This is a genomic window from Microbacterium sp. HJ5 (assembly GCF_054824025.1).
The window spans coordinates 33,599-52,770 of record NZ_JSYE01000033.1 but is presented as its reverse complement, the minus strand read 5'-3'; the positions used below and the strand labels follow the sequence as shown (position 1 = coordinate 52,770).

Genomic DNA, 19,172 nt, shown 5'->3' with positions numbered 1-19,172 from the left:
ACGGATGCCCCGGCCCCGCACTGTGCGGCGGGCCCGGGGCATCCGTCTGTCTCAGACCAGCAGCTGGTGCTTCGCGAGGTCGCGGTAGAGCGGCGTCGACTCGACCAGTTCGGAGTGCGTGCCCTGGCCCACGACGCGGCCGTGCTCCAGGACCACGATGTGGTCGCTGTCCACGACGGTCGACAGGCGGTGTGCGATCACGATGAGGGTGCGCCCAGCGGCGACCGCGTCGATCGCCTCGCGCATGCGCTGCTCGTTGAGTCCGTCGAGCGACGACGTCGACTCGTCGAGCAGCAGGATCGGCGGGGCGGCCAGCAGCGCACGGGCGATCGCGAGGCGCTGGCGCTCGCCGCCCGAGAGCATGACCCCGCTTTCGCCGACCGGAGCGTCGAGTCCGAGCGGATTGCGGTCGAGCACCTCGCCGAGGTTCACGGCGCGCAGCACCTGTTCGCAGTCGGCGTCGCTCGCCTCGGGCGAGGCCAGGCGCAGGTTGTCGCCGAGCGTGCCGGCGAGGGTCGGAGCGTCCTGCTCGACGTAGCCGAGCCTGCTGCGCAGGTCGTCGCGATCGAGCGCGCGCACGTCGGTGCCGTCCAGCAGGATCGCGCCGCCGGTCGGGTCGTAGAAGCGCTCGATGAGCGCGAGCGTGGTGCTCTTGCCCGCGCCCGATGGGCCGACGAGGGCGACGCGCGAGCCGCGGGGGACCGAGAACGAGACGCCGCGGAGCACCTCGGGGTCGGCTGCGCCGGACGGGTCGACGGACGCCTCGTCCCTCGCGATCGCCCGCGCGTCGACGTGCGCGTTCTCGAGCACCGCGATCGCCTCGGTCTCCGCCCTGCGACGGGCGACGACGACGGCCTCGGGATAGCGGAACCGGACGTCGCGGAACTCGACTGCGACGGTGCCGGCCGGGTTCGCGGCATCCGTCCCGCTCTCGACCGCCGTGGCCAGCGCGGCGTCGTCCTGCGACTCCGTCGGTAGGTCGAGCACCTCCTGGATGCGGCCGAGCGCGCCCAGCGCCTGGTTGACCGACGTGATCGCCCCGAAGAACGAGCCGAGCGGAGCGATCAGCATGAAGAGGAACATGATGAACGTCACCAGGTTCGCGATGGTGATCGCGCCGGTCGCGACGCGGAACCCGCCCAGGCCGATGACCACGAGAAGCGACACCTGCAGGGCGATGCCGGCGATCGGCACGACGAGCGCCGAGACCTTCGCGATACGCACGCCGACGCCGTACGCATCGGTCGCGCGGGCGGTGACCTCGGCGATCTCGCGCTCGGTGGCGCCCGCGGCGCGCACCGTGCGGATCGACCCGACGGCGCGCTCGACGCCCGAGGCGAGCTCGCCGACCTTCTCCTGCTGCTGCGTCGAGGCGGTGCGGATGCGTCCGCTGAGCACCGTCACGCCGACCACCGAGACGCCGATGACCACGACGATGATGCCGAGGAGCAGCGGATCTATGAGCGCCATCGCGATGAGCGCGCCGGCGAACAGGAGCGCATTGCCGATCGCGTCCGCGAGCCCCTGGGTGAGGGCCGAGTAGAGCAGCGTCGTGTCGCTGCCCACACGCGACACGAGGTCACCGGTGCGGCGCGCGTCGAACTCGCTGATCGGCAGATGGAAGATGCGCGCGATGAGCTTGCGGCGGCTCGAGTAGACGACCGCGGTGCCGGTGCGCTGCAGCAGATAGTGCTGCCACCCGGAGATGAGCGACGACAGCACCACGAAGCCGACGAGCGCCCAGAGGAGCAGCCCGAGGTCGAGGTTCGCCTGCACCCGCTCGATGACCTGGCCGACGAGCAGCGGCTGGACGAGCATCGTCGCGGCGCTGAAGACGCTCAGCACGGAGACGACGACGAGCGTGCCCTTGTGCTCGAAGAGGAAGGGGAGGAGCTGGCCGAAGGTGGCGCGCGGGCCGTCGTCCTTGGGGCGGCGGGGGCGGCCGCCTCGCGGTGCGGGGTCCTGCGCGGGGGCGGGGGCTTCGTCGAGTTCGGCGGAGGGCATGGCGGTACCTCGTTCGTGCGGGGAATTACCTTCGACCGTACTTCTTGTGCACGGCCTGCTTCGACACACCGAGGGCGAGGGCGATCGCCTGCCACGAGAAGCCCAGGTTGCGGGCTCGGCGGACCGCGACCTCCTCGGCCCGCGCCAGCTCGACGCGGGCGTCGGCGAGGCGCCGGAGCTCGGCGATCGGCTCGCGCTCGGGGGCCGAGCCGATGAGGGTGCGCAGGTCGTCGCCGCTCACGGTGCTCCTTCGGTGTCGGATGCCTCGGCCGAGGCATCCGACGTCAACCGTAGTTGACGGGCGCGCGCGCGTCAACTTTCATTGACGCACCGGGTGTCCGACAGGGGGGGTTAGGGTTGTCCGGTGCCCGCCCCCGTGATCAATGCTGAGAACCTCGTCAAGGCCTACAAGGTCAAAGGCAAGCCCGACTTCCTGGCTGTCGACGGCCTGTCGTTCGAAGTGGCGCCGGGCGAGTCGTTCGGGCTTCTCGGGCCCAACGGAGCGGGCAAGTCGACGACGATGAAGATGATCGGCGCGGTGTCGACGCGCACGGCCGGCGACCTGTCGATCCTCGGGCTCGACCCCGACCGCTACGGCCCCGAGATCCGGTCGCGGCTCGGCGTCGTCCCGCAGCAGGACAACCTCGACGGCGAGCTCAACGCGCGCGAGAACCTCTACATCTACGGACGCTACTTCGGCCTGCCGGGCAAGGTCTGCGCGCAGAAGGCCGACGAGCTGCTCGCGTTCGCGGCGCTCGAAGACAAGGCCAAGAGCAAGGTCGACGCCCTGTCGGGCGGCATGAAGCGCCGTCTCACCATCGCGCGCGGGCTCATCAACGACCCGCGCATCCTGCTCCTCGATGAGCCGACGACGGGCCTCGACCCGCAGGCGCGCCACGTACTGTGGGACCGCCTCTTCCGCCTCAAGGAGCGCGGCACCACCCTCGTGCTCACGACCCACTACATGGACGAGGCCGAGCAGCTGTGCGACCGCCTCATCGTCGTCGACAAGGGCCGCATCATGGCGGAGGGCACACCCGCGTCGCTGATCCGCGAGCACTCGAGTCGCGAGGTGCTCGAAGTGCGCTTCGGGTCCGACCGCAACGAGCAGGTCGCGCCGCAGCTGCAGGGCATCGGCGACCGCGTCGAGGTGCTCCCCGACCGCGTGCTCGTCTACGCGAGCGACGGCGAGGCCGCCCTCGAGCAGGTGACCCAGCGCGGGCTGCACCCGGTGACGAGCCTCGTGCGCCGCTCCAGCCTCGAAGACGTGTTCCTGCGCCTCACCGGAAGGTCGCTGATCGAATGAGCGACGTCCTTCCGCCGTCGGGCAGCGAGCGGATGCCTCGCCCCCCGGCCGGTGCGACCGACACCGGCGACGGTCTCGACGAGCTCCGCGCCGAGGCGATGGAGTGGGGTCGCAAGCCCCGCGCCTTCGGCTCGGTGTACGTCACCGAGCACATGGTGCGGGCCATGCGCGCCTACGGCTGGACGATCATCGTGGGCGCGCTCGGGCAGCCGGTGCTCTACCTGCTGGGCCTTGCGGTCGGACTCGCTGCGCTGATCAACGCGCCGATCGATGTCGGCGGGCAGCAGGTGCCGTACCTCGTCTTCGTGGCTCCGGCGCTGCTGATGACCTCGGCCATCGCGGTGGCCTCCGAGGAGTTCACCTATCCCGTCATGGCGGGATTCAAGTGGCGGCGCTACTTCTACGGCTTCAACGCGTCGCCGCTGTCGTCCGGCCAGATCGCGAACGGCGTGGTCGCCGGCGCGGGTGCGCGCATGGCCGTGACCGTCGTGCTCTACTTCGTCTTCATCGTGCTGTTCTTCGCGTGGCTGCAGCCGGACGCGACGAAGCTCTCGACCGCGTGGCTCGCTCCCTTCATCGCCCTGCTGGGCGGCCTCGCGTTCGGCATTCCCCTGATGGCATACGCCGCCTCCGTCGAAGACGACAAGGGTCAGTTCGCGCTCGTCCAGCGCTTCATCTTCATGCCGATGTTCCTGTTCTCGGGCACCTTCTACCCGCTCAGCTCCCTGCCCGACTGGCTCGAGTGGATCGGGTGGATCTCGCCGCTCTGGCATGCGACCGAGCTCGGCCGCGTCGTGACGTACGGCCAGCCGTCGCCGCCGATGCTCATCGCCCTGCATGTCGTCTACCTCGTCGGGCTGTCGGTCGGAGGGCTGATCATCGGGCGACGACTGTTCGAGCGGAGGCTGGCCAAGTGAGCGCGGGGACGACGATCGAGACCCCCACCCGCATGGGCGGCGTGCGCGCGCTGTGGGCAGGCAACCCCCAGTCGGTCGTGCAGCGCGGACTCATCGCGGCGCGCTCGTCGAGCTGGATCGTGGTGCTCTCGGGATTCTTCGAGCCGGTGTTCTACCTCGTCTCGATGGGCGTCGGACTCGGATCGCTCATCGGCGACGTCGAGACGTCGAGCGGCGTCGAGGTGTCGTACGCCGCCTTCATCGCCCCTGCGCTGCTGGCCGTGTCGGCCATGAACGGGGCCATCTACGACTCCACGTGGAATGTGTTCTTCAAGCTCAACTACGGCAAGCTCTACGAGGGCATGCTCGCGACATCGCTGGGGCCGCTCGATGTCGCGCTCGGCGAGATCATGTACGCGCTGCTGCGCGGCCTGCTGTACGCCACGGGCTTCATGATCATCATGCAGGTCCTCGGGCTGAACCTCGCGTGGACGGCGATCCTCGCCATCCCGGCCGTGCTGCTCATCGCCTTCGGCTTCGCAAGTCTGGGCATGGCTGTCACGAGCTACATGAAGACCTTCCAGCACATGGACTGGATCAACTTCGTCCTCCTGCCGATGTTCCTGTTCTCGGCGACGCTGTACCCGATCTCGGTCTACCCGGAGTGGATCCAGCACATCATCATGGCCTTCCCGCTGTGGCACGGAGTCGAGCTGGTGCGCGGCCTCACGACGGGCGTGCTCACGCCCGATATGTGGTGGCACGTGCTGTACTTCGTCGTCATGATCGCCGTCGGCCTCGTCTTCACGACGAAGCGGCTGCGCGCCCTCTTCCTCGACTGACACCGTGCTGATCGTCGAACTCGTCCGTCTCGCGCCGCGAGGCGCAGCTCGCGCGTGACCGTGCGCTGCGCGACGACGCCTGACCGCGGGTGGCTTGCCGCTGCGGCGTCCGGCTCTTCCCATTGCCGTGCCAGGCCGCAAGGGCGCGTGTTTCCTGCTGCTGCTGCGCTGATTGGTGCCGCCGGAACATGAAACTGCCGCCCAAGCGACCCCGGCGCTGCTGTGCGATCTCGGCCGGCGCTCGAGTGACTTCGCGCGCACTTTCTTGAACATGTTCAGTTCGTGCACTACGTTCTGAACATGTCCAGTTCCGTCGTCCAGACCAAAAGCGAACGCACGCGCGCGATCATCCGCGACGTGGCGCTCCGCTCATTCCGCGAACGAGGGTACGACCAGACGACGATCCGCCTGATCGCGCACGAGGCCGGGGTGTCGGTCGGTACCACGAACTACCACTTCGCGTCGAAGAACGACCTTGTGCAGGAGCTGTACCTCGACGTGCAGCAATCCCACCGAGCGGCGGCCGTGCCGCTGCTCGCCGACAGCGACGACCTGGTCGATCGGCTGGGCATCGTGTTCCGCACGGGGGTGGCACAGCTCGAGCCCTACCACCGCTACGCGCCGGAGTTCCTCTCCGCGGCGGTGTCGCCGCGCTCCTCGATCAACCCGCTGTCCGGCGAGTCCGCCGAGTCGCGCGACATCGTCGTGGGGCTGTTCCGCGACGCCATCGAGGGGTCGAGCGACAAGCTCCCGGCCGAGTTCCGCGACGACCTGCCCGACGCGCTGATGCTCGCGCACCTGCTCCTCGCCCTCTTCTGGGTCTACGACTCCTCGGCGGGCCAGGTGCGCACGCGGCGACTTCTCGACCGCGGCCTCCGCCTGCTGAAGCTCTCCCTGCCACTGGTTCGGTCGCGCCTCCTCCGCCGTCCGCTGCGTGAACTACTCGACCTGATCGCCGAGGTCAAGGCATGACCGCACAGACCTTTGGTGCGCACAGCCCGGGGAGGGATCCCGAAGCCGATGACGAGGGACGGGAGGTGGGACTGTGGCGCGAACGGTGGTTCCGTGTGCTCACGATCCTCAACGGCAGCCTCGTCGCGTGCTCGGCACTGGTCGGGATCGCCATGCAGTCAGATGTGCTGTCCGGGCCGGCCGCATGGCTCACGCTCTTCTTCCCCGTCGTACCCGTCACCTTCACGGCGCCCGTCGTCTCGGTCGTCGTCATCGCGGCGGCTGCTGCCCTGTCCTCGCTGAACATGCTGGTGTACAGACAGAAGTGGGTCCGCTTCCTCCGCGCCTTCACGGTCTGGGGCACGCTCGCTCTGACCGTCCCTTCGGTGCTCGCCTGTCTCATGATCGCTCCTGCGGTCTTCGGGTGGCTCCGGTGAGCCGCCGGCGCCCGGTCTACGTCGCCGTGGGCATTCGGGCATCGATCGATCGGGTGTGGGAACTCACCCAGGACGCCACCCACCACGCGAGGTGGGATGCGCGCTTCAGCCGCATCACGCCGACCGAGCCGCTCGCCGGTGGCGGGACGCGCTTCCGGTACGAGCGCAGGTTCCCGGGCGGCATCATCTCGGGAAGCGGCGCGACGATCGGCGAGCGGACCCGCCCGGACGGCACCCGCACCTCGGCACTGCGCTTCGACGCAGATGGTCGGATGTCGCCCCTCGGCGCCGGCCGCGGGTACTGGCGGTACGTTCCTCACGACGGCCAGACCGTGTTCCTCACCGGGTACGACTACGAGCCGGCGTGGGGCCGTCTCCCCGACCTCCTCGTGCGCCCGCTCGTCGCGTGGGTCACCGCGTGGAGCTTCGACCGGCTGCGCATCTGGGCGGAGACCGGCACGCCTCCCGAGCGGTGGCCGCTGGCGTCGGTGCTCGCCTTCTGGCGTCCGGAGCGTCCGCGCGCGCAGCGATGCGAGAGGCACCCGGCTCGGCGCGACGTGATGGGCGAGGCCCCCGCGACGCTCCGAGGGCTGGTGCAGCCGTGACCCGGGCGAGCGCTGCCGCCGCAGCGCCGAGCGAAGCTGGGTCGATGACGGCGGCGACATCGATGTTCGCCCGCGCGATGGGTGACGACTTCCGCAGGCTCCATCCGATGCTCCGGCGCCGCTTCGGCGTCGGCCTCGAAGCCGGCTACGCGTGCGTCGGCCACGGCACCATGGCGCGCATCCGGCGCGGTCCGTGGTGGACTGTCCCCTTCCTGCAGATCGGCCGCTTCCGCAGCATCCTGGTGCCCGACACGGGCGAGGAGGTGCCCTTCACGATCGAGAACTTCCCGTACCGCGACCCTTTCGGCCGCGAGACCGCGACCTTCGTACGGCACTTCCGCATGCGCGGCGGCGTGCGACGATTCGACGCGACCATGATCCGGGGCGCCGACGGGGGCATCGTCGATTACCTCGGCACCCACCAGCACCTGGCCGTCGACCTCGAGCTCACGGCGGAGCCCGATGGGAGCCTGCTGCTGCGGTCCGACGCGCAGCGGTTCTACGAGGGGCCGGTGGGGTTCCGGTTCCCCATGCTGTTCAGCGGGCGCGCCGAGCTCCGCGAGAGCTACGACGACGAGGCCGGCGTCTTCCGGATCCGCCTCGAGGTGCGCAACCGAGTGTTCGGGTTCCTGTTCGGCTATGAGGGCGAGTTCCGGTGCGAGTTCCCCGATGCAGCCGACGTCCCGCTGCACGTGCTCCCGATCCGCCACGAGCGTCGGGAGTGAGCAGGGGCGCGACGACAGCGCCTCGATCCTGCGGGTGCGGCGTCGGCCGACGCGGCGCTCGCAGGAAACAGCAGCGGGAACGGCCCTCGCGTCTACCCGAGCAGAGAGCAGCGGATGCCGCGGCCCACGCAGGCCGCGGCATCCGCTGTCTCGAATTGGGGTCAGAGGGATCCGGTCGCTCCGACTCCCAGGTCGGCCTCGTAGTCGATGTCCTTCGTCTCGGGTGCGAGGAGCAGCGCGATGAAGGTCAGCACGCCCATCGCCGACAGGTACACACCGACGAGAACGGGGCTGCCGCCCGAGCCGGCCCACAGGGCGACGGCCACGATGGGGGCGAGCGCCGCGCCGAGGATCGACGACAGGTTGTAGGAGACCGCCGATCCCGTGTAGCGCACGTTCGTCGGGAAGAGCTCCGGCAGCACCGCGCCCATCGGCCCGAAGGTCGAGCCCATCAGCATGAAGCCGAAGATGAGGAAGGCCTGCGCCAGCGCGCCGGTGAACTTCGGGTCGGCCTGCGGCAGCAGGAACAGGTTGAAGGTCAGGCCGAACACGATGATCAGGCCGGTGACCCACAGCAGCAGCTTGCGGCGGCCGATGGCGTCGGCGATCGGCCCGGACAGCAGCGTGAAGATGCCGAAGAACACCACGCCGATGATCTGCATGATGACGAAGTCGGTGTAGCCGAAGCCGAGGCCGGGATAGAACTGCGCTGCGAACGCGGCCGCGTCGAACGACTGACCCGCGGCCTCGGCGGCCTTCTGCGCGGCGGCGGACGCCGTCGCGAGATCGGCTGCCTTCGTGCCGTAGGACAGCGTGAAGTTCGTCATCAGGTAGAACAGCACGTAGGTCGCCAGCATGATGAACGTGCCGAGGATCAGGTGCCACCAGTGGCGGCGGACGACCGTGCCCAGCGGGAACTTGCGGATCGCGCCCTTCTGCTCCGCCTTCACGAACGTCTCGGACTCGACGAGGCGCAGACGCACCCACAGGCCGATGATCACCATGACGGCCGAGAAGAGGAACGGCACGCGCCAGCCCCACGCGAGGAAGTCGGCCGAGCGCTGGCCGGCGCCGTCGGGGTGCGGCAGCAGGAAGTTGATCGCGAGGAAGACCGAGTTGGCGATGATGAAGCCGAGCGGCGCGCCGAGCTGCGGGAAGGTGCCGTACCAGGCGCGCTTTCCGGCCGGGGCGTTCTCGGTCGCGACGAGTGCCGCACCCGACCATTCGCCGCCGAGCGCGAAGCCCTGCGCGAGGCGGAGGAAGAGCAGCAGCAGGGCCGCCCACCACCCGATGTCGTTGAAGGTGGGGAGGCAGCCGATCAGGAACGTCGCGATGCCCATCGTGAGCAGCGAGGCGACGAGCGTGGCCTTGCGGCCGAATCGGTCGCCGAAGTGGCCGAAGACGATGGCGCCGAGCGGCCGGGCGATCATCGCGGCGCCGAAGACACCGAACGACGCGAGGAGCGCCGTGGTGTCGTTGCCGGTGGGGAAGAAGAGGATCGGGAAGACGAGCACCGCCGCGGTGGCGTAGACGTAGAAGTCGTAGAACTCGATCGTGGTGCCGACGAGGCTCGCGGTGATGACGCGCGAGCGGGGGTTGGCGGGAACGGTCGGGGAGGACAGTGAGGATGCAGTGGGGGAAGACATTCGAACCTGTAGAACGCGTAGCGGGGCATCCTCGTGGGATGTGCGGTGGGCGGTCGCCGGGCGCGGGGTGACGCGTCCGGCGGCTCTGCGCTGGGTCACCGGGTGCCGTGGCTCGTTCGCCGGGGCACGAAGATCCAGCCTACCCGCGGGCGGAGCGGCCGGTCGCGGGTGGGCAGGAATGCGGAGAGCGGATGCCTCGACCCGTCGCCGGGCGAGGCATCCGCTCTCCGTTCTGTCCGAGTCAGCGCCAGAGCACCGCGATCGCGGCGTTCGCCAGCGTGAGCACGCCTATCGACCAGAAGATCGCGGGAGGCACCTTGCCGGTCTTGCGCTGGCGCCCGGCGCCGATGCCGAGCAGCGCGCCGATCACCACGAGGATGACGAGCTTGGTGCCGATCTTGGCGTAGTTGAGCTCATAGTCGATGCCCCACGGGGCGGCGAGGATGAGACCGGCCAACCCCGCGATCGCGAGACCCCAGTTCATGAGGCGCGTGATGCCGCGGTGGCCGTTCACGAGTTCGACGACCCACGCGCCGAAGAGGATGGCGAAGCCGACGAGGTGGAAGAGCAGGACGAGGTGGCGCAGGAACTCCATGGACGTCACGGTAGGCCGATCCCCGCCTCCGCGCCACCAAGGCGCGCCTCACCGCGCGGAGGCTCAGCCGGCGCGCAGCTCCCGCAGCACGAGCGCGGTGCGGATCGCGGCATCCGCCGCCTCGTGGCCCTTGTCCTCCTCGGACCCGGGGAGCCCGGCCCGGGCGATGCCCTGCGCCTCGTCGTCCAGCGTCAGCACGCCGAAGCCCACCGGCTTGCCGGTGTCGAGAGCGACGCGCGTGAGCCCGTCGGTCGCGGCGTTCGAGACGAAGTCGAAGTGCGGTGTGCCGCCACGGATGATCACGCCGAGGGCCACGACCGCGTCGGCTCCGGCCTCCAGTGCGGCCTTGGCGACGACGGGCAGCTCGAACGAGCCAGGTACCCGCACGAGCCGCCACGTCGCACCGGCCGCGTCGAGCGCGCGCTCCGCGCCGGCGATGAGCCCGTCGGAGATCTCGTCGTGCCAGGTTCCCGCGATGACGACGACGTCGAGTCCCGTCGCGTCGACGGGGGCGGATGCCTGGGGTGCGCCCCTGCCGCTCATCGGTCTGCTCCTTCGTGCATCTGCGCGAGGGCGTCGGCGAGGTCGCCCTCGTCGATCAGGTGGCCCATTCGGTCGCGCTTGGTGGTGAGGTACTGGTGGTTGTTCGGACCGACGCCCACGAGCAGGGGCACCTGCTCGACGATGTCGAGGCCGAATTCGCGGAGCTGCTTGACCTTGTCGGAGTTGTTGGTCAGCAGGCGCACCTTGTCGACGCCGAGGTCGGCGAGGATGCCGGCGGCCGCCGCGTAGTCGCGGGCGTCGGCGGGCAGGCCGAGGGCGAGGTTCGCGTCGACCGTATCGAGCCCGCGCTCCTGCAGGGAGTACGCGCGCAGCTTGTTGATGAGTCCGATGCCTCGTCCTTCGTGGCCGCGCATATAGACGACGACGCCGCCGTCCTGCTCGATGGCGTCGAGCGCGGCATCCAGCTGCGGTCCGCACTCGCACTTGAGCGAATCGAACGCCTCGCCGGTCAGGCACTCCGAGTGCACCCGCACGAGGGGCGCGTCGGTCAGCTCGCCGGACACGATCGCCAGGTGATCGGTGCCCGTCACGCGGTCCTTGTACGCGAGGAAGCGGAACTCGCCGTGCGCGGTCGGCACGAGCGCCTCCGCCCGCAGGCTCACGCGGCGCTTGTGCGTGGCAGGGGTCTCTGCCTCCGCAGCGAGCGGCTCGTTCTCGTTCAGGTAGGCGATGAGCTGCTCGATGGTGATGACCGGGATGCCGTCGCGCTCGCCGAGCTCCTGGAGGCCGGGGAGGCGCATCATGGAGCCGTCCTCGGCCACGACCTCGGCGATCGCCCCGACGGGGTGCACGCCGGCGAGGCGCATGAGCTCGACCGCGGCCTCGGTGTGGCCGCCGCGTTCGCGCACGCCGCCCTCGACCGCGCGGAGGGGGAGGATGTGCCCGGGCCGGATGACGCTCGTAGGCACCGAATCGGGGTCGGCGAGCACGTTGAGCGTGTGCGCCCGGTCGGTGGCGCTGATGCCCGTCGAGACGCGGTCGGCGGCGTCGACGCTCACCGTGTACGCCGTGGCGCGGGCGTCCTGGTTCACCTCGACCATGGGAGGCAGGTCGAGGCGGTCCGCCCACTCGGCGGGCATGGGGGCGCAGATGAATCCGCTCGACCAGCGCACCGTCCAGGCGATCCACTCGGGCGTTGCGAGCTCCGCCGAGAGGACGACGTCGCCCTCGTTCTCCCGGTTCTCATCGTCGGCGACGATGACGGGCTTGCCGGCGCGGATCGCGTCCAGCGCCTCGGGAATGGTGGAAAGGCTCATGCCGAGCCTCCTTCCGTGGGTGCGGCCGTGGCCGCGGGATCTTCGGGGGCGAGGGTGGTCGAATCGGTGCTCGGTGCGAAGGCCAGGAGCCGCTGCACGTGGCGGGCGAGGATGTCGGTCTCGAGGTTGACGCGGTCGCCGGGCACGCGGCCGCCGAGCGTGGTCGCGGCGAGCGTCTCGGGGATCAGCGAGACCTCGAACCAGTGGACGCCGTCCGCGGGGGCTGCCGGGCTGGCGTCGCTCACCGTGAGCGAGACCCCGTCGACCGCGATGGAGCCCTTGTCGACGACGAGCGGCGCGAGCGCGGCGGGCAGGCCGATGCGCAGGACGCGCCATTGCGCGCCGGGCCGCACATCCAGCACCTCTCCGGTGCCGTCGATGTGACCCTGCACGATGTGGCCGCCGAGGCGTCCGTGCGCGACGGTGGCGCGCTCGAGGTTGACGGGTCGTCCCTCGGTCACCCCGAACAGCGTCGACATGTCGAGGGTCTGGCGCATCACGTCCGCCGTGAACCAGTCGGCTCCCTGGTCGACGACGGTGAGGCACACGCCGCTCACCGAGATGGAGTCGCCGTGCGCGGCATCCGTCACCGCTTTCGGCGCCTTCACGGTGACCCGCACGCCGTCGCCCGAGGGCTCGACCGCGGTGATCTCGCCGATCTCCTCGACGATTCCGGTGAACATCAGCTGACTCCTTCTGTGGCGGGGGCGGCGACGATCAGCAGATCGTCGCCGAGCTTCTCGACGGCGTGCACGCTCAAACGGCGCGCCTCGCCGATGGTGGTGACGCCGAGATCGCGGAGCGCGAGCATCTCGCCGCCGATGAGCACGGGGGCGACGTAGACGAGGAACTCGTCGGCCAGCCCTCCGCGCACGAACGACGCGGCGACCGCCGGCCCGCCCTCGACGAACACGCGGTGGACGCCGCGGTCGCGCAGGTCGGCGAGAGCCTCGTCGAGGTCGCCCGCGTACTGGACGAGGGGGAGCGGATGCCGGTGCACGGCCGCCCCCGCGGGAACGGCGCGCTCGCCGAGCACCACCGGCATCGGCTGGTGGGGGAGGAGGGAGCCGTCCTCGGCGCGGGCGGTCAGGGCCGGGTCGTCGGCGAGCAGGGTGCCGGTGCCGACGATGATGGCGTCGGCTTCGGCGCGGCGACGGTGCACGTCGGCGCGTGCGGCGGGTCCGGTGATCCACTGGCTCGTGCCGTCGGATGCCGCAGCCCGGCCGTCGAGGCTCTGGGCCCACTTGACCGTGACGTGGGGACGGCCGAGGGCCTGCACCGTGAGCCACGAGTCGAGCAGCGCGTGGGCCGCGTCGGCCTCGACGTGCGACTCGACGGCCACCCCCGCGGCGCGCAGCCGCGCGGCGCCGCCGGACGATGCGTCGCCCGGGTCGTCGATCGCGTAGACCACGCGCGAGACGCCCGCGGCGATGAGGGCCTCGGCACACGGGCCGGTGCGGCCCGTGTGGTTGCAGGGTTCGAGGGTGACCACGGCGGTGGAGCCCTGTGCGTCGCCGGGGGCGAGGTGGGCGAGGGCGGCGACCTCCGCGTGCGGTGTGCCCGCGCCGCGGTGCCAGCCCTCGGCGAGGATCTCGCCGTCGGCGGACAGGATGATCGCGCCGACTTGCGGGTTCACCCCGCGCGGGCCGCGACGGGCGAGGTCGAGCGCCCGACGCATCGCGTCGTGCTCAGCCGGTGTCGCCGTCATCCGTATCCTCCGTGTCCGCTCGCGGCGTTCCGGGGCACGGGAGACCGGCGACGCGCATGGCGTCGCCCGTGCTGCCTCCCATCCGGACTAGCGACAGTCGCCTGTCGCATCACCGTCGGTTCCGGAATTCCACCGGATCGGCCGCGGTCTGTCCTTGCGGACAGGCCTTGGCTCGCGGACTCTCACCGCCGGTTCGGATTCACACCGACCCCGGAGCACGTTGATGCTCTCGAGTCTACTCAACGCCCTCCCGGCGAGTTCATTCCATGTCTTCGCATGAAACGTCATCCCTCGCTGAGGGAGCGCGCCACCGCTTCGTCGATGACGAGCTCGGTCACGAGACCCGCCGCCAGCGCGCCCCGCAGGCTCGCCAGCTTCGACACTCCCGACACCACGCAGAGCCGCCGGGGAACGGCGCGCAGCACGTCGAACCGCGGTCCGGTGGCGCGCTCGTTCAGCGGAATGCCGTCGCTCGACCCGTCCGCCCGGAAGAACACCGTCGCGACGTCGCCGACCACGCCCTCGGCCTCGAGCGAGGCCAGCTCCTGGGCTTCGAGGTAGCCGCCCGAATAGACGTGGCTGGGCACGCGCGAGTCGGCGGATCCGGTGCTGAACACCACCAGATCCATGGCCGCCTGCATCGCGAGGATGCGCCGCGTGCTGCGTTCGCGCCACATCGCGCTGCGGGTGCGCGGGTCGTCGAAGAAGGCGGGCACCGGGAACTGCTGTGCGCTTCCGCCGTAGGCCGCGGCGAAGCGGCTGAGGATCTCGCTCGCATAGAGGAGGCCGGTGGTGTGGGTGTTCCCCGATCCGTTGAGCTGCACGAACGTGGCGCCGTGCACCGGCTTCGGCGCGAGGCGCCGGCTGATCGCAGCGGTCGTCGAGCCCCACGCGACGCCGACCGTCATGTCAGCGGCGACGAGGTCGCCGAGAAGGTGCGCGGCTGCGACCGAGACGCGCTCCAGCCGCTCCACCTCGCTCGCGTCGTCGGGCACCGGCACGACGTGGGCGGTGACGCCGAAGCGCTCGGCGAGGTGCTCCTCGAGGAGCTGAGGGGCCGCGAACGGGGAGCGGACGCGGATGTCGACGATGCCCGTGGCGCGCGCGTGGGTGAGCAGGCGCGACACGGTCGAGCGCGACGTGCCGAGTTCACGCGCGATGGCCTCCATCGTGCGGTCCTGGACGTAGTAGAGATGCGCGGCAGTGAGGGCGCGCTGCACGGCGCGTGCGTCAAGGCCCTCGTCCATGAGGACATCCTTGCACATATGTGCAAACCGCCTGCAAGGACGTCCAGCGGTGTCATCATGGACGCAGACACCGACACAAGGACGACGGGGGATCGCGATGGGCGACGGCACGGCACGAGGATTCGACGCTCTGGCGGAGCGTCCCTACGCGGATGTGCTGATCATCGGCGGCGGCATCAACGGCCTGGCCACGTTCCGCGATCTGGCCCTGCAGGGAGTGGACGTCGCCCTGGTCGAGCGCGACGACTTCATCAGCGGAGCATCCGCGGCGTCGTCGCATATGATCCACGGCGGCATCCGCTACCTCGAGAACGGCGAGTTCCGCCTCGTGCACGAAGCGGTCACCGAGCGCAACGGCCTGCTGCGGATCGCCCCCCACTACGTCCGTCCGCTCCAGACCACCATCCCGATCTTCTCGACGTTCTCGGGCGTCCTGAGCGCCCCGCTCCGCTTCCTCCGCCACGGCGGCGGGAAGCACTCCGAGCGCGGCGCCGCCCTCATCAAGATCGGCCTCGTCATCTACGACTCGTTCTCACGCGGCGGCGGACGCGTGCCGCGCCACACTTTCCGCGGGCGCAAGCGCTCCCTGCAGGAGCTGCCTGCACTCAATCCCGGCGTGAAGTACACGGCCACGTACTGGGACGCGTCGCTCCACGACCCGGAGCGTCTCGCGATCGACGTGCTGCGCGACGGCCGGAAGGCGGGTGGCGACACGGCCCGCGCCGCGAACTACGTCGCTGCGGCGGGCGTCGAGGACGGCCGCGTCGTGCTGCGCGACATGGTGTCGGGCCGCGACCTGCCGTTCGCGGCATCCGTCGTCATCAACGCCTCCGGCCCATGGACCGACTTCACGAACCTCGCGCTGGGAGACCCCACGCGGTACATGGGGGGAACCAAGGGCTCGCACATCGTCCTCGACCACCCCGAGCTGCTGGCAGCGACCGGCGGACGCGAACTGTTCTTCGAGAACGCCGACGGCCGCATCGTGCTCATCTACCCCCTCAAGGGCCGCGTGCTCGTGGGAACGACCGATCTCGAGCACGACATGGGCGACCCGATCGTCTGCACCGAGGCGGAGGTCGACTACTTCATCGACCTCATCGGGCAGGTGCTGCCGAAGATCGGCGTGGACCGGTCGCAGATCGTCTACCGGTTCTCGGGCGTGCGCCCGCTGCCCGGGCACGGCGACGTGGCGCCCGGCTTCGTCTCGCGGGACTACCGCGTCGAGGCCGCGCCGCTCCTCGGCGGCGATGCCACGGTCCTGAGCCTCGTCGGCGGCAAGTGGACCACCTTCCGTGCGTCGGCCGAGCACCTCGCCGACCGTGCGCTCGACCTGCTCGCCCGGCCGCGACGTCGATCGACGAAGGGCCTGGCCATCGGCGGCGGGAGCGGGTTCCCCACCACCGAGCGAGCTCGCCAGCAATGGATCGGCGGTCACTCCGACGGGCTCCCGGCCGATCGCGTCGCCACGCTGCTCGACCGTTACGGCACGGTCGCGACCTCTGTCATCGCGGCGATCGCCGACGACGCCGACGACGAGATGCTCGAGCACGCCCCCGGCTACAGCACGGCCGAACTGCGGTTCCTGACCTCGAGCGAGGACGTCACCCACCTCGACGACCTGCTGATGCGGCGCACGAGCATCGCGTTCACCGGCGGCGCGAGCGAGGCAGCGGTCACCGAGATCGCCGCGACGGTCGCACCGGTCCTCGGGTGGGATGCTGCGCGCACCGCGTCGGAGATCGCACGCGGGCTCGCGAAGGTGCACGCCGCCGACCCGTCGTGGGCCGAGGCATCCACCACCCCGCGATAATCTGACCGCAGCCGGACGCGAGGGCGCCCCGGCGACGCATGCGGGCGTGGACGCCCGCGAGGAAGGAGCCGGCGTTGGCCGATCACGTTCTGGCGATCGATCAGGGCACGACCTCGACCCGGGCCATCGTCTTCGACGCAGCCGGCGCCGTCGTCTCGGTGGCGCAGCGCGAGCACGAGCAGATCTTCCCGCGGGCCGGCTGGGTCGAGCACGACCCCGTCGAGATCTGGACCAACACCGAGTGGGTCGTCGCGTCGTGCCTCTCGCGGGCGGGCGTCGGCGCCGATGACGTCGCCGCCGTCGGCGTGACCAATCAGCGCGAAACAGCCGTGGTGTGGGATCGTCGAACCGGCCGGCCCGTCCACAACGCGCTCGTGTGGCAGGACACCCGCACCCAGCCGCGCATCGACGAGCTCGCCGGCTCGGACCCCGGCGCCGAGGGCACCTACCGCTTCGCGGAGAGCACCGGCCTGCCCCTCGCGACGTACTTCTCGGCCTCGAAGGTCGCGTGGATCCTCGACAACGTGCCGGGCGCTCGCGCGGCCGCCGAGGCCGGGCACCTCGTCTTCGGCACACCCGACACGTGGGTCATCTGGAACCTCACCGGCGGCGCCCGCGGGGGGATCCACGTCACCGACGTGACCAACGCCTCGCGCACGCTGCTGATGGACCTGCGGACGCTCGACTGGTCGGACGACCTCCTCGACGTGTGGGGGATCCCGCGGTCGATGATGCCCGAGATCCGGTCGTCGTCCGAGGTCGTCGGCACGTCGCGGCTGCCGGACGTGCTGCACGGCACCCCCATCGCCGGCATCCTCGGCGATCAGCAGGCCGCCACCTTCGGCCAGGCCGCGTTCGACGCCGGAGAGTCGAAGAACACGTACGGCACCGGCAACTTCCTGCTGGTGAACACCGGGACCGAGATCGTGCGCTCCGACAGTGGGCTCATCACGACCGTCGCCTACCGCTGCGGGGACGAGCCGGCGCGGTACGCGCTCGAGGGCTCGATCGCCGTCACAGGGTCGCTGGTGCAGTGGCTGCGCGACAACCTCGGCATCATCCAGCGGTCGGAAGACGTCGAGAGCCTCGCCGCGACCGTGGACGACAACGGCGGCGCGTACTTCGTGCCGGCGTTCTCGGGACTGTACGCCCCGTACTGGCGGCCCGACGCGCGCGGGGCGCTGGTCGGCATGACCCGCTATGTCAACAAGGCGCACATCGCGCGCGCCGCTCTCGAGTCCACGGCGTTCCAGACCCGCGACGTGATCGACGCCGTCGTCGCCGACACGGGCCGCGGGCTCGACGAACTCCGCGTCGATGGAGGGATGACCCGCAACGACGCCCTCATGCAGTTCCAGGCCGACATCCTCGGCATCCCGGTCGTGCGGCCGAAGGTCGTCGAGACGACGGCCCTCGGCGCCGCCTACGCCGCAGGCCTCGCGACCGGAGTGTGGACCGACCGCGATTCGCTGCGCGCCCACTGGCAGGAGGACGTGCGCTTCGAGCCGCGTATGGCAGAAGAGGAGCGCGAGCGCCGCTACCGGCTATGGAAGAAGGCCGTGTCCAAGTCGCTCGACTGGGTCGACGACGACGCCCGCACGATGATGGGCACGACCGGCCGCTGACCCCCGGGCGTCCGCGTAAGCGGGCGGGCGCGCTGAGCAGGGGCTCTATTTGAGCAGGCGCGACAGGCGCCGGTCGGCGAGGATCTTGCCGCCGGTCTGACACGTCGGACAGTACTCCAGCGAGTTGTCGGCGAAGAACACGCTGCGCACCTCGTCGCCGCAGACGGGGCACGTCTCGCCGCGACGGCCGTGCACCTTCATGCCCCGGCGCTTGGCGTCTTTCAGCTCGGCGGGCGGTTTGCCGGATGCCTCGGCCACCGCCTCGGCGAGGGCGTCGGTCATCGCGGCGAACAGCCGGTCGATCTCGGCGTGGTCGAGGCTCGAGGCGAGCGCGTACGGAGACATCTTCGCCGCGTGGAGGATCTCGTCGGAGTACGCGTTTCCGACGCCGGCGATCGTGGCCTGGTCGCGCAGCACGCCTTTGATCTGCGTGCGGCGCCCCGCGAGGAGCCCCGCCAGCGTGTCGCGGGTGAACGCGGGGTCGAGCGGGTCGGGGCCGAGCCGAGCAACGCCCGGCACATCGGCCGGGTCGCGCACGACGTATACGGCGAGCGACTTCTTCGTGCCCGCCTCGGTGAGGTCGAAGCCCGACCCGTCCGAGAGAGCGACCCGCAGCGCGATCGGCGTCTTGCCCGGACGGATGACGGTCGTCGGCAGCTGGTCGTAGAAGCGCAGCCACCCGGCCTTCGCGAGGTGGAACACCAGGTGCGGCGCGGCCTCGGTGCCGGTCGTCGCGAGGTCGACGAACTTGCCGTGGCGCCCGACGCCGCTGATCGTGGCGCCCTTCAGGGCATCGACGGGCGGGTCGTAGGTCTTGAGGGCGGCGATGTTCGCGACGGAGACGCGCGTGACCTCGAGGCCCGTCACGCGTCCGCGGAGGAAGTCGACCAGACCCTGCACCTCGGGCATCTCGGGCATGGGGCCATCCTGCCACGCGGGTCGGACGTGCGGA

Annotated in this window: 19 protein-coding genes and 1 riboswitch; of the genes, 9 read left to right on the top strand and 10 right to left on the bottom strand. The window is 70.6% G+C overall.

Annotation, left to right across the window (positions count from 1 at the left end; genetic code table 11):
- Window positions 1-51: 51 nt before the first annotated feature.
- On the bottom strand, window positions 52-2,004 hold the full coding sequence (locus OB08_RS14375) for an ABC transporter ATP-binding protein (RefSeq protein WP_461475871.1): 1,953 nt from the start codon (window positions 2,002-2,004) through the stop codon (window positions 52-54).
- Between the two features lie 25 nt (window positions 2,005-2,029).
- Window positions 2,030-2,245, bottom strand: coding sequence for an AsnC family protein (locus OB08_RS14370; protein WP_461475870.1), 216 nt, complete (start codon window positions 2,243-2,245; stop codon window positions 2,030-2,032).
- Window positions 2,246-2,368: 123 nt separating this feature from the next.
- Between OB08_RS14370 and OB08_RS14365 the strand changes: the two genes are divergently transcribed.
- The 7 genes from OB08_RS14365 (at window position 2,369) to OB08_RS14335 (ending at window position 7,766) form a co-directional block, all read left to right on the top strand.
- A complete protein-coding gene (locus OB08_RS14365) occupies window positions 2,369-3,310 on the top strand; it encodes an ABC transporter ATP-binding protein (RefSeq protein WP_461475869.1) in 942 nt (313 codons plus the stop codon).
- Window positions 3,311-3,342: 32 nt separating this feature from the next.
- Entirely contained in the window at window positions 3,343-4,227 is an 885-nt protein-coding gene (locus OB08_RS14360) for an ABC transporter permease (protein ID WP_461475896.1), read from the top strand.
- A 32-nt stretch (window positions 4,228-4,259) separates the two neighbouring features.
- A complete protein-coding gene (locus tag OB08_RS14355) occupies window positions 4,260-5,048 on the top strand; it encodes an ABC transporter permease (RefSeq protein ID WP_461475895.1) in 789 nt (262 codons plus the stop codon).
- Between the two features lie 300 nt (window positions 5,049-5,348).
- Window positions 5,349-6,020, top strand: a complete 672-nt coding sequence (locus OB08_RS14350; RefSeq protein ID WP_461475867.1) for a TetR/AcrR family transcriptional regulator — start codon at window positions 5,349-5,351, stop codon at window positions 6,018-6,020.
- Entirely contained in the window at window positions 6,017-6,436 is a 420-nt protein-coding gene (locus tag OB08_RS14345) for a hypothetical protein (RefSeq protein ID WP_461475865.1), read from the top strand. The genes OB08_RS14350 and OB08_RS14345 overlap by 4 nt, the downstream gene beginning before the upstream one ends.
- A complete protein-coding gene (locus OB08_RS14340; protein ID WP_461475863.1) occupies window positions 6,433-7,041 on the top strand; it encodes an SRPBCC family protein in 609 nt (202 codons plus the stop codon). The genes OB08_RS14345 and OB08_RS14340 overlap by 4 nt, the downstream gene beginning before the upstream one ends.
- 44 nt (window positions 7,042-7,085) lie before the next feature.
- The gene (locus tag OB08_RS14335) at window positions 7,086-7,766 is read left to right on the top strand and encodes a DUF4166 domain-containing protein (protein ID WP_461475861.1); all 681 of its coding nucleotides are present in this window, start codon (window positions 7,086-7,088) and stop codon (window positions 7,764-7,766) included.
- Between the two features lie 161 nt (window positions 7,767-7,927).
- Here the strand turns inward: OB08_RS14335 and OB08_RS14330 are convergent, their stop codons facing one another.
- The 7 genes from OB08_RS14330 to OB08_RS14300 form a co-directional block, all read right to left on the bottom strand.
- A complete protein-coding gene (locus tag OB08_RS14330) occupies window positions 7,928-9,412 on the bottom strand; it encodes an MFS transporter (RefSeq protein ID WP_461475860.1) in 1,485 nt (494 codons plus the stop codon).
- A 241-nt stretch (window positions 9,413-9,653) separates the two neighbouring features.
- Complete coding sequence (locus tag OB08_RS14325) at window positions 9,654-10,007, bottom strand: Fe-S protein (RefSeq protein ID WP_461475858.1); 354 nt, start codon at window positions 10,005-10,007, stop codon at window positions 9,654-9,656.
- A gap of 63 nt (window positions 10,008-10,070) precedes the next feature.
- A complete protein-coding gene (gene ribH / locus OB08_RS14320; RefSeq protein WP_461475856.1) occupies window positions 10,071-10,550 on the bottom strand; it encodes a 6,7-dimethyl-8-ribityllumazine synthase in 480 nt (159 codons plus the stop codon).
- A complete protein-coding gene (gene ribA, locus OB08_RS14315) occupies window positions 10,547-11,827 on the bottom strand; it encodes a GTP cyclohydrolase II (RefSeq protein WP_461475854.1) in 1,281 nt (426 codons plus the stop codon). The genes ribH and ribA overlap by 4 nt, the downstream gene beginning before the upstream one ends.
- Window positions 11,824-12,510, bottom strand: a complete 687-nt coding sequence (locus OB08_RS14310; RefSeq protein WP_461475852.1) for a riboflavin synthase — start codon at window positions 12,508-12,510, stop codon at window positions 11,824-11,826. The genes ribA and OB08_RS14310 overlap by 4 nt, the downstream gene beginning before the upstream one ends.
- Window positions 12,510-13,535 (bottom strand): bifunctional diaminohydroxyphosphoribosylaminopyrimidine deaminase/5-amino-6-(5-phosphoribosylamino)uracil reductase RibD, encoded by a 1,026-nt coding sequence (gene ribD, locus OB08_RS14305; RefSeq protein WP_461475850.1) that lies wholly within the window; start codon window positions 13,533-13,535, stop codon window positions 12,510-12,512. Before ribD ends, OB08_RS14310 begins: the two co-directional genes overlap by 1 nt.
- A gap of 65 nt (window positions 13,536-13,600) precedes the next feature.
- A riboswitch (FMN riboswitch) is annotated at window positions 13,601-13,757 on the bottom strand.
- 62 nt (window positions 13,758-13,819) lie between these two features.
- Window positions 13,820-14,782, bottom strand: a complete 963-nt coding sequence (locus OB08_RS14300; protein ID WP_461475848.1) for a sugar-binding transcriptional regulator — start codon at window positions 14,780-14,782, stop codon at window positions 13,820-13,822.
- Between the two features lie 97 nt (window positions 14,783-14,879).
- On the opposite strand from OB08_RS14300, the gene OB08_RS14295 reads away from it, so the two are divergent.
- Window positions 14,880-16,595: a glycerol-3-phosphate dehydrogenase/oxidase gene (locus OB08_RS14295; RefSeq protein WP_461475847.1), complete on the top strand. Its 1,716-nt coding sequence runs from the start codon at window positions 14,880-14,882 to the stop codon at window positions 16,593-16,595.
- Between the two features lie 74 nt (window positions 16,596-16,669).
- A complete protein-coding gene (gene glpK, locus OB08_RS14290) occupies window positions 16,670-18,220 on the top strand; it encodes a glycerol kinase GlpK (protein ID WP_461475845.1) in 1,551 nt (516 codons plus the stop codon).
- A gap of 45 nt (window positions 18,221-18,265) precedes the next feature.
- Here glpK and OB08_RS14285 read toward each other — a convergent pair whose 3' ends face one another.
- Window positions 18,266-19,138 (bottom strand): Fpg/Nei family DNA glycosylase, encoded by an 873-nt coding sequence (locus tag OB08_RS14285; RefSeq protein ID WP_461475842.1) that lies wholly within the window; start codon window positions 19,136-19,138, stop codon window positions 18,266-18,268.
- Window positions 19,139-19,172 lie beyond the last annotated feature (34 nt).

Coding starts and splice junctions, on each gene's coding strand:
- OB08_RS14375 (WP_461475871.1), bottom strand. CDS start 2,004: ATGCCCTCCGCCGAACTCGACGAAGCCCCCGCCCCCGCGCAGGACCCC.
- OB08_RS14360 (WP_461475896.1), top strand. CDS start 3,343: ATGCCTCGCCCCCCGGCCGGTGCGACCGACACCGGCGACGGTCTCGAC.
- OB08_RS14355 (WP_461475895.1), top strand. CDS start 4,260: ATGGGCGGCGTGCGCGCGCTGTGGGCAGGCAACCCCCAGTCGGTCGTG.
- OB08_RS14350 (WP_461475867.1), top strand. CDS start 5,349: ATGTCCAGTTCCGTCGTCCAGACCAAAAGCGAACGCACGCGCGCGATC.
- OB08_RS14345 (WP_461475865.1), top strand. CDS start 6,017: ATGACCGCACAGACCTTTGGTGCGCACAGCCCGGGGAGGGATCCCGAA.
- OB08_RS14335 (WP_461475861.1), top strand. CDS start 7,086: ATGACGGCGGCGACATCGATGTTCGCCCGCGCGATGGGTGACGACTTC.
- OB08_RS14330 (WP_461475860.1), bottom strand. CDS start 9,412: ATGTCTTCCCCCACTGCATCCTCACTGTCCTCCCCGACCGTTCCCGCC.
- OB08_RS14325 (WP_461475858.1), bottom strand. CDS start 10,007: ATGGAGTTCCTGCGCCACCTCGTCCTGCTCTTCCACCTCGTCGGCTTC.
- ribH (WP_461475856.1), bottom strand. CDS start 10,550: ATGAGCGGCAGGGGCGCACCCCAGGCATCCGCCCCCGTCGACGCGACG.
- ribA (WP_461475854.1), bottom strand. CDS start 11,827: ATGAGCCTTTCCACCATTCCCGAGGCGCTGGACGCGATCCGCGCCGGC.
- OB08_RS14310 (WP_461475852.1), bottom strand. CDS start 12,510: ATGTTCACCGGAATCGTCGAGGAGATCGGCGAGATCACCGCGGTCGAG.
- ribD (WP_461475850.1), bottom strand. CDS start 13,535: ATGACGGCGACACCGGCTGAGCACGACGCGATGCGTCGGGCGCTCGAC.
- OB08_RS14300 (WP_461475848.1), bottom strand. CDS start 14,782: ATGGACGAGGGCCTTGACGCACGCGCCGTGCAGCGCGCCCTCACTGCC.
- OB08_RS14295 (WP_461475847.1), top strand. CDS start 14,880: ATGGGCGACGGCACGGCACGAGGATTCGACGCTCTGGCGGAGCGTCCC.
- OB08_RS14285 (WP_461475842.1), bottom strand. CDS start 19,138: ATGCCCGAGATGCCCGAGGTGCAGGGTCTGGTCGACTTCCTCCGCGGA.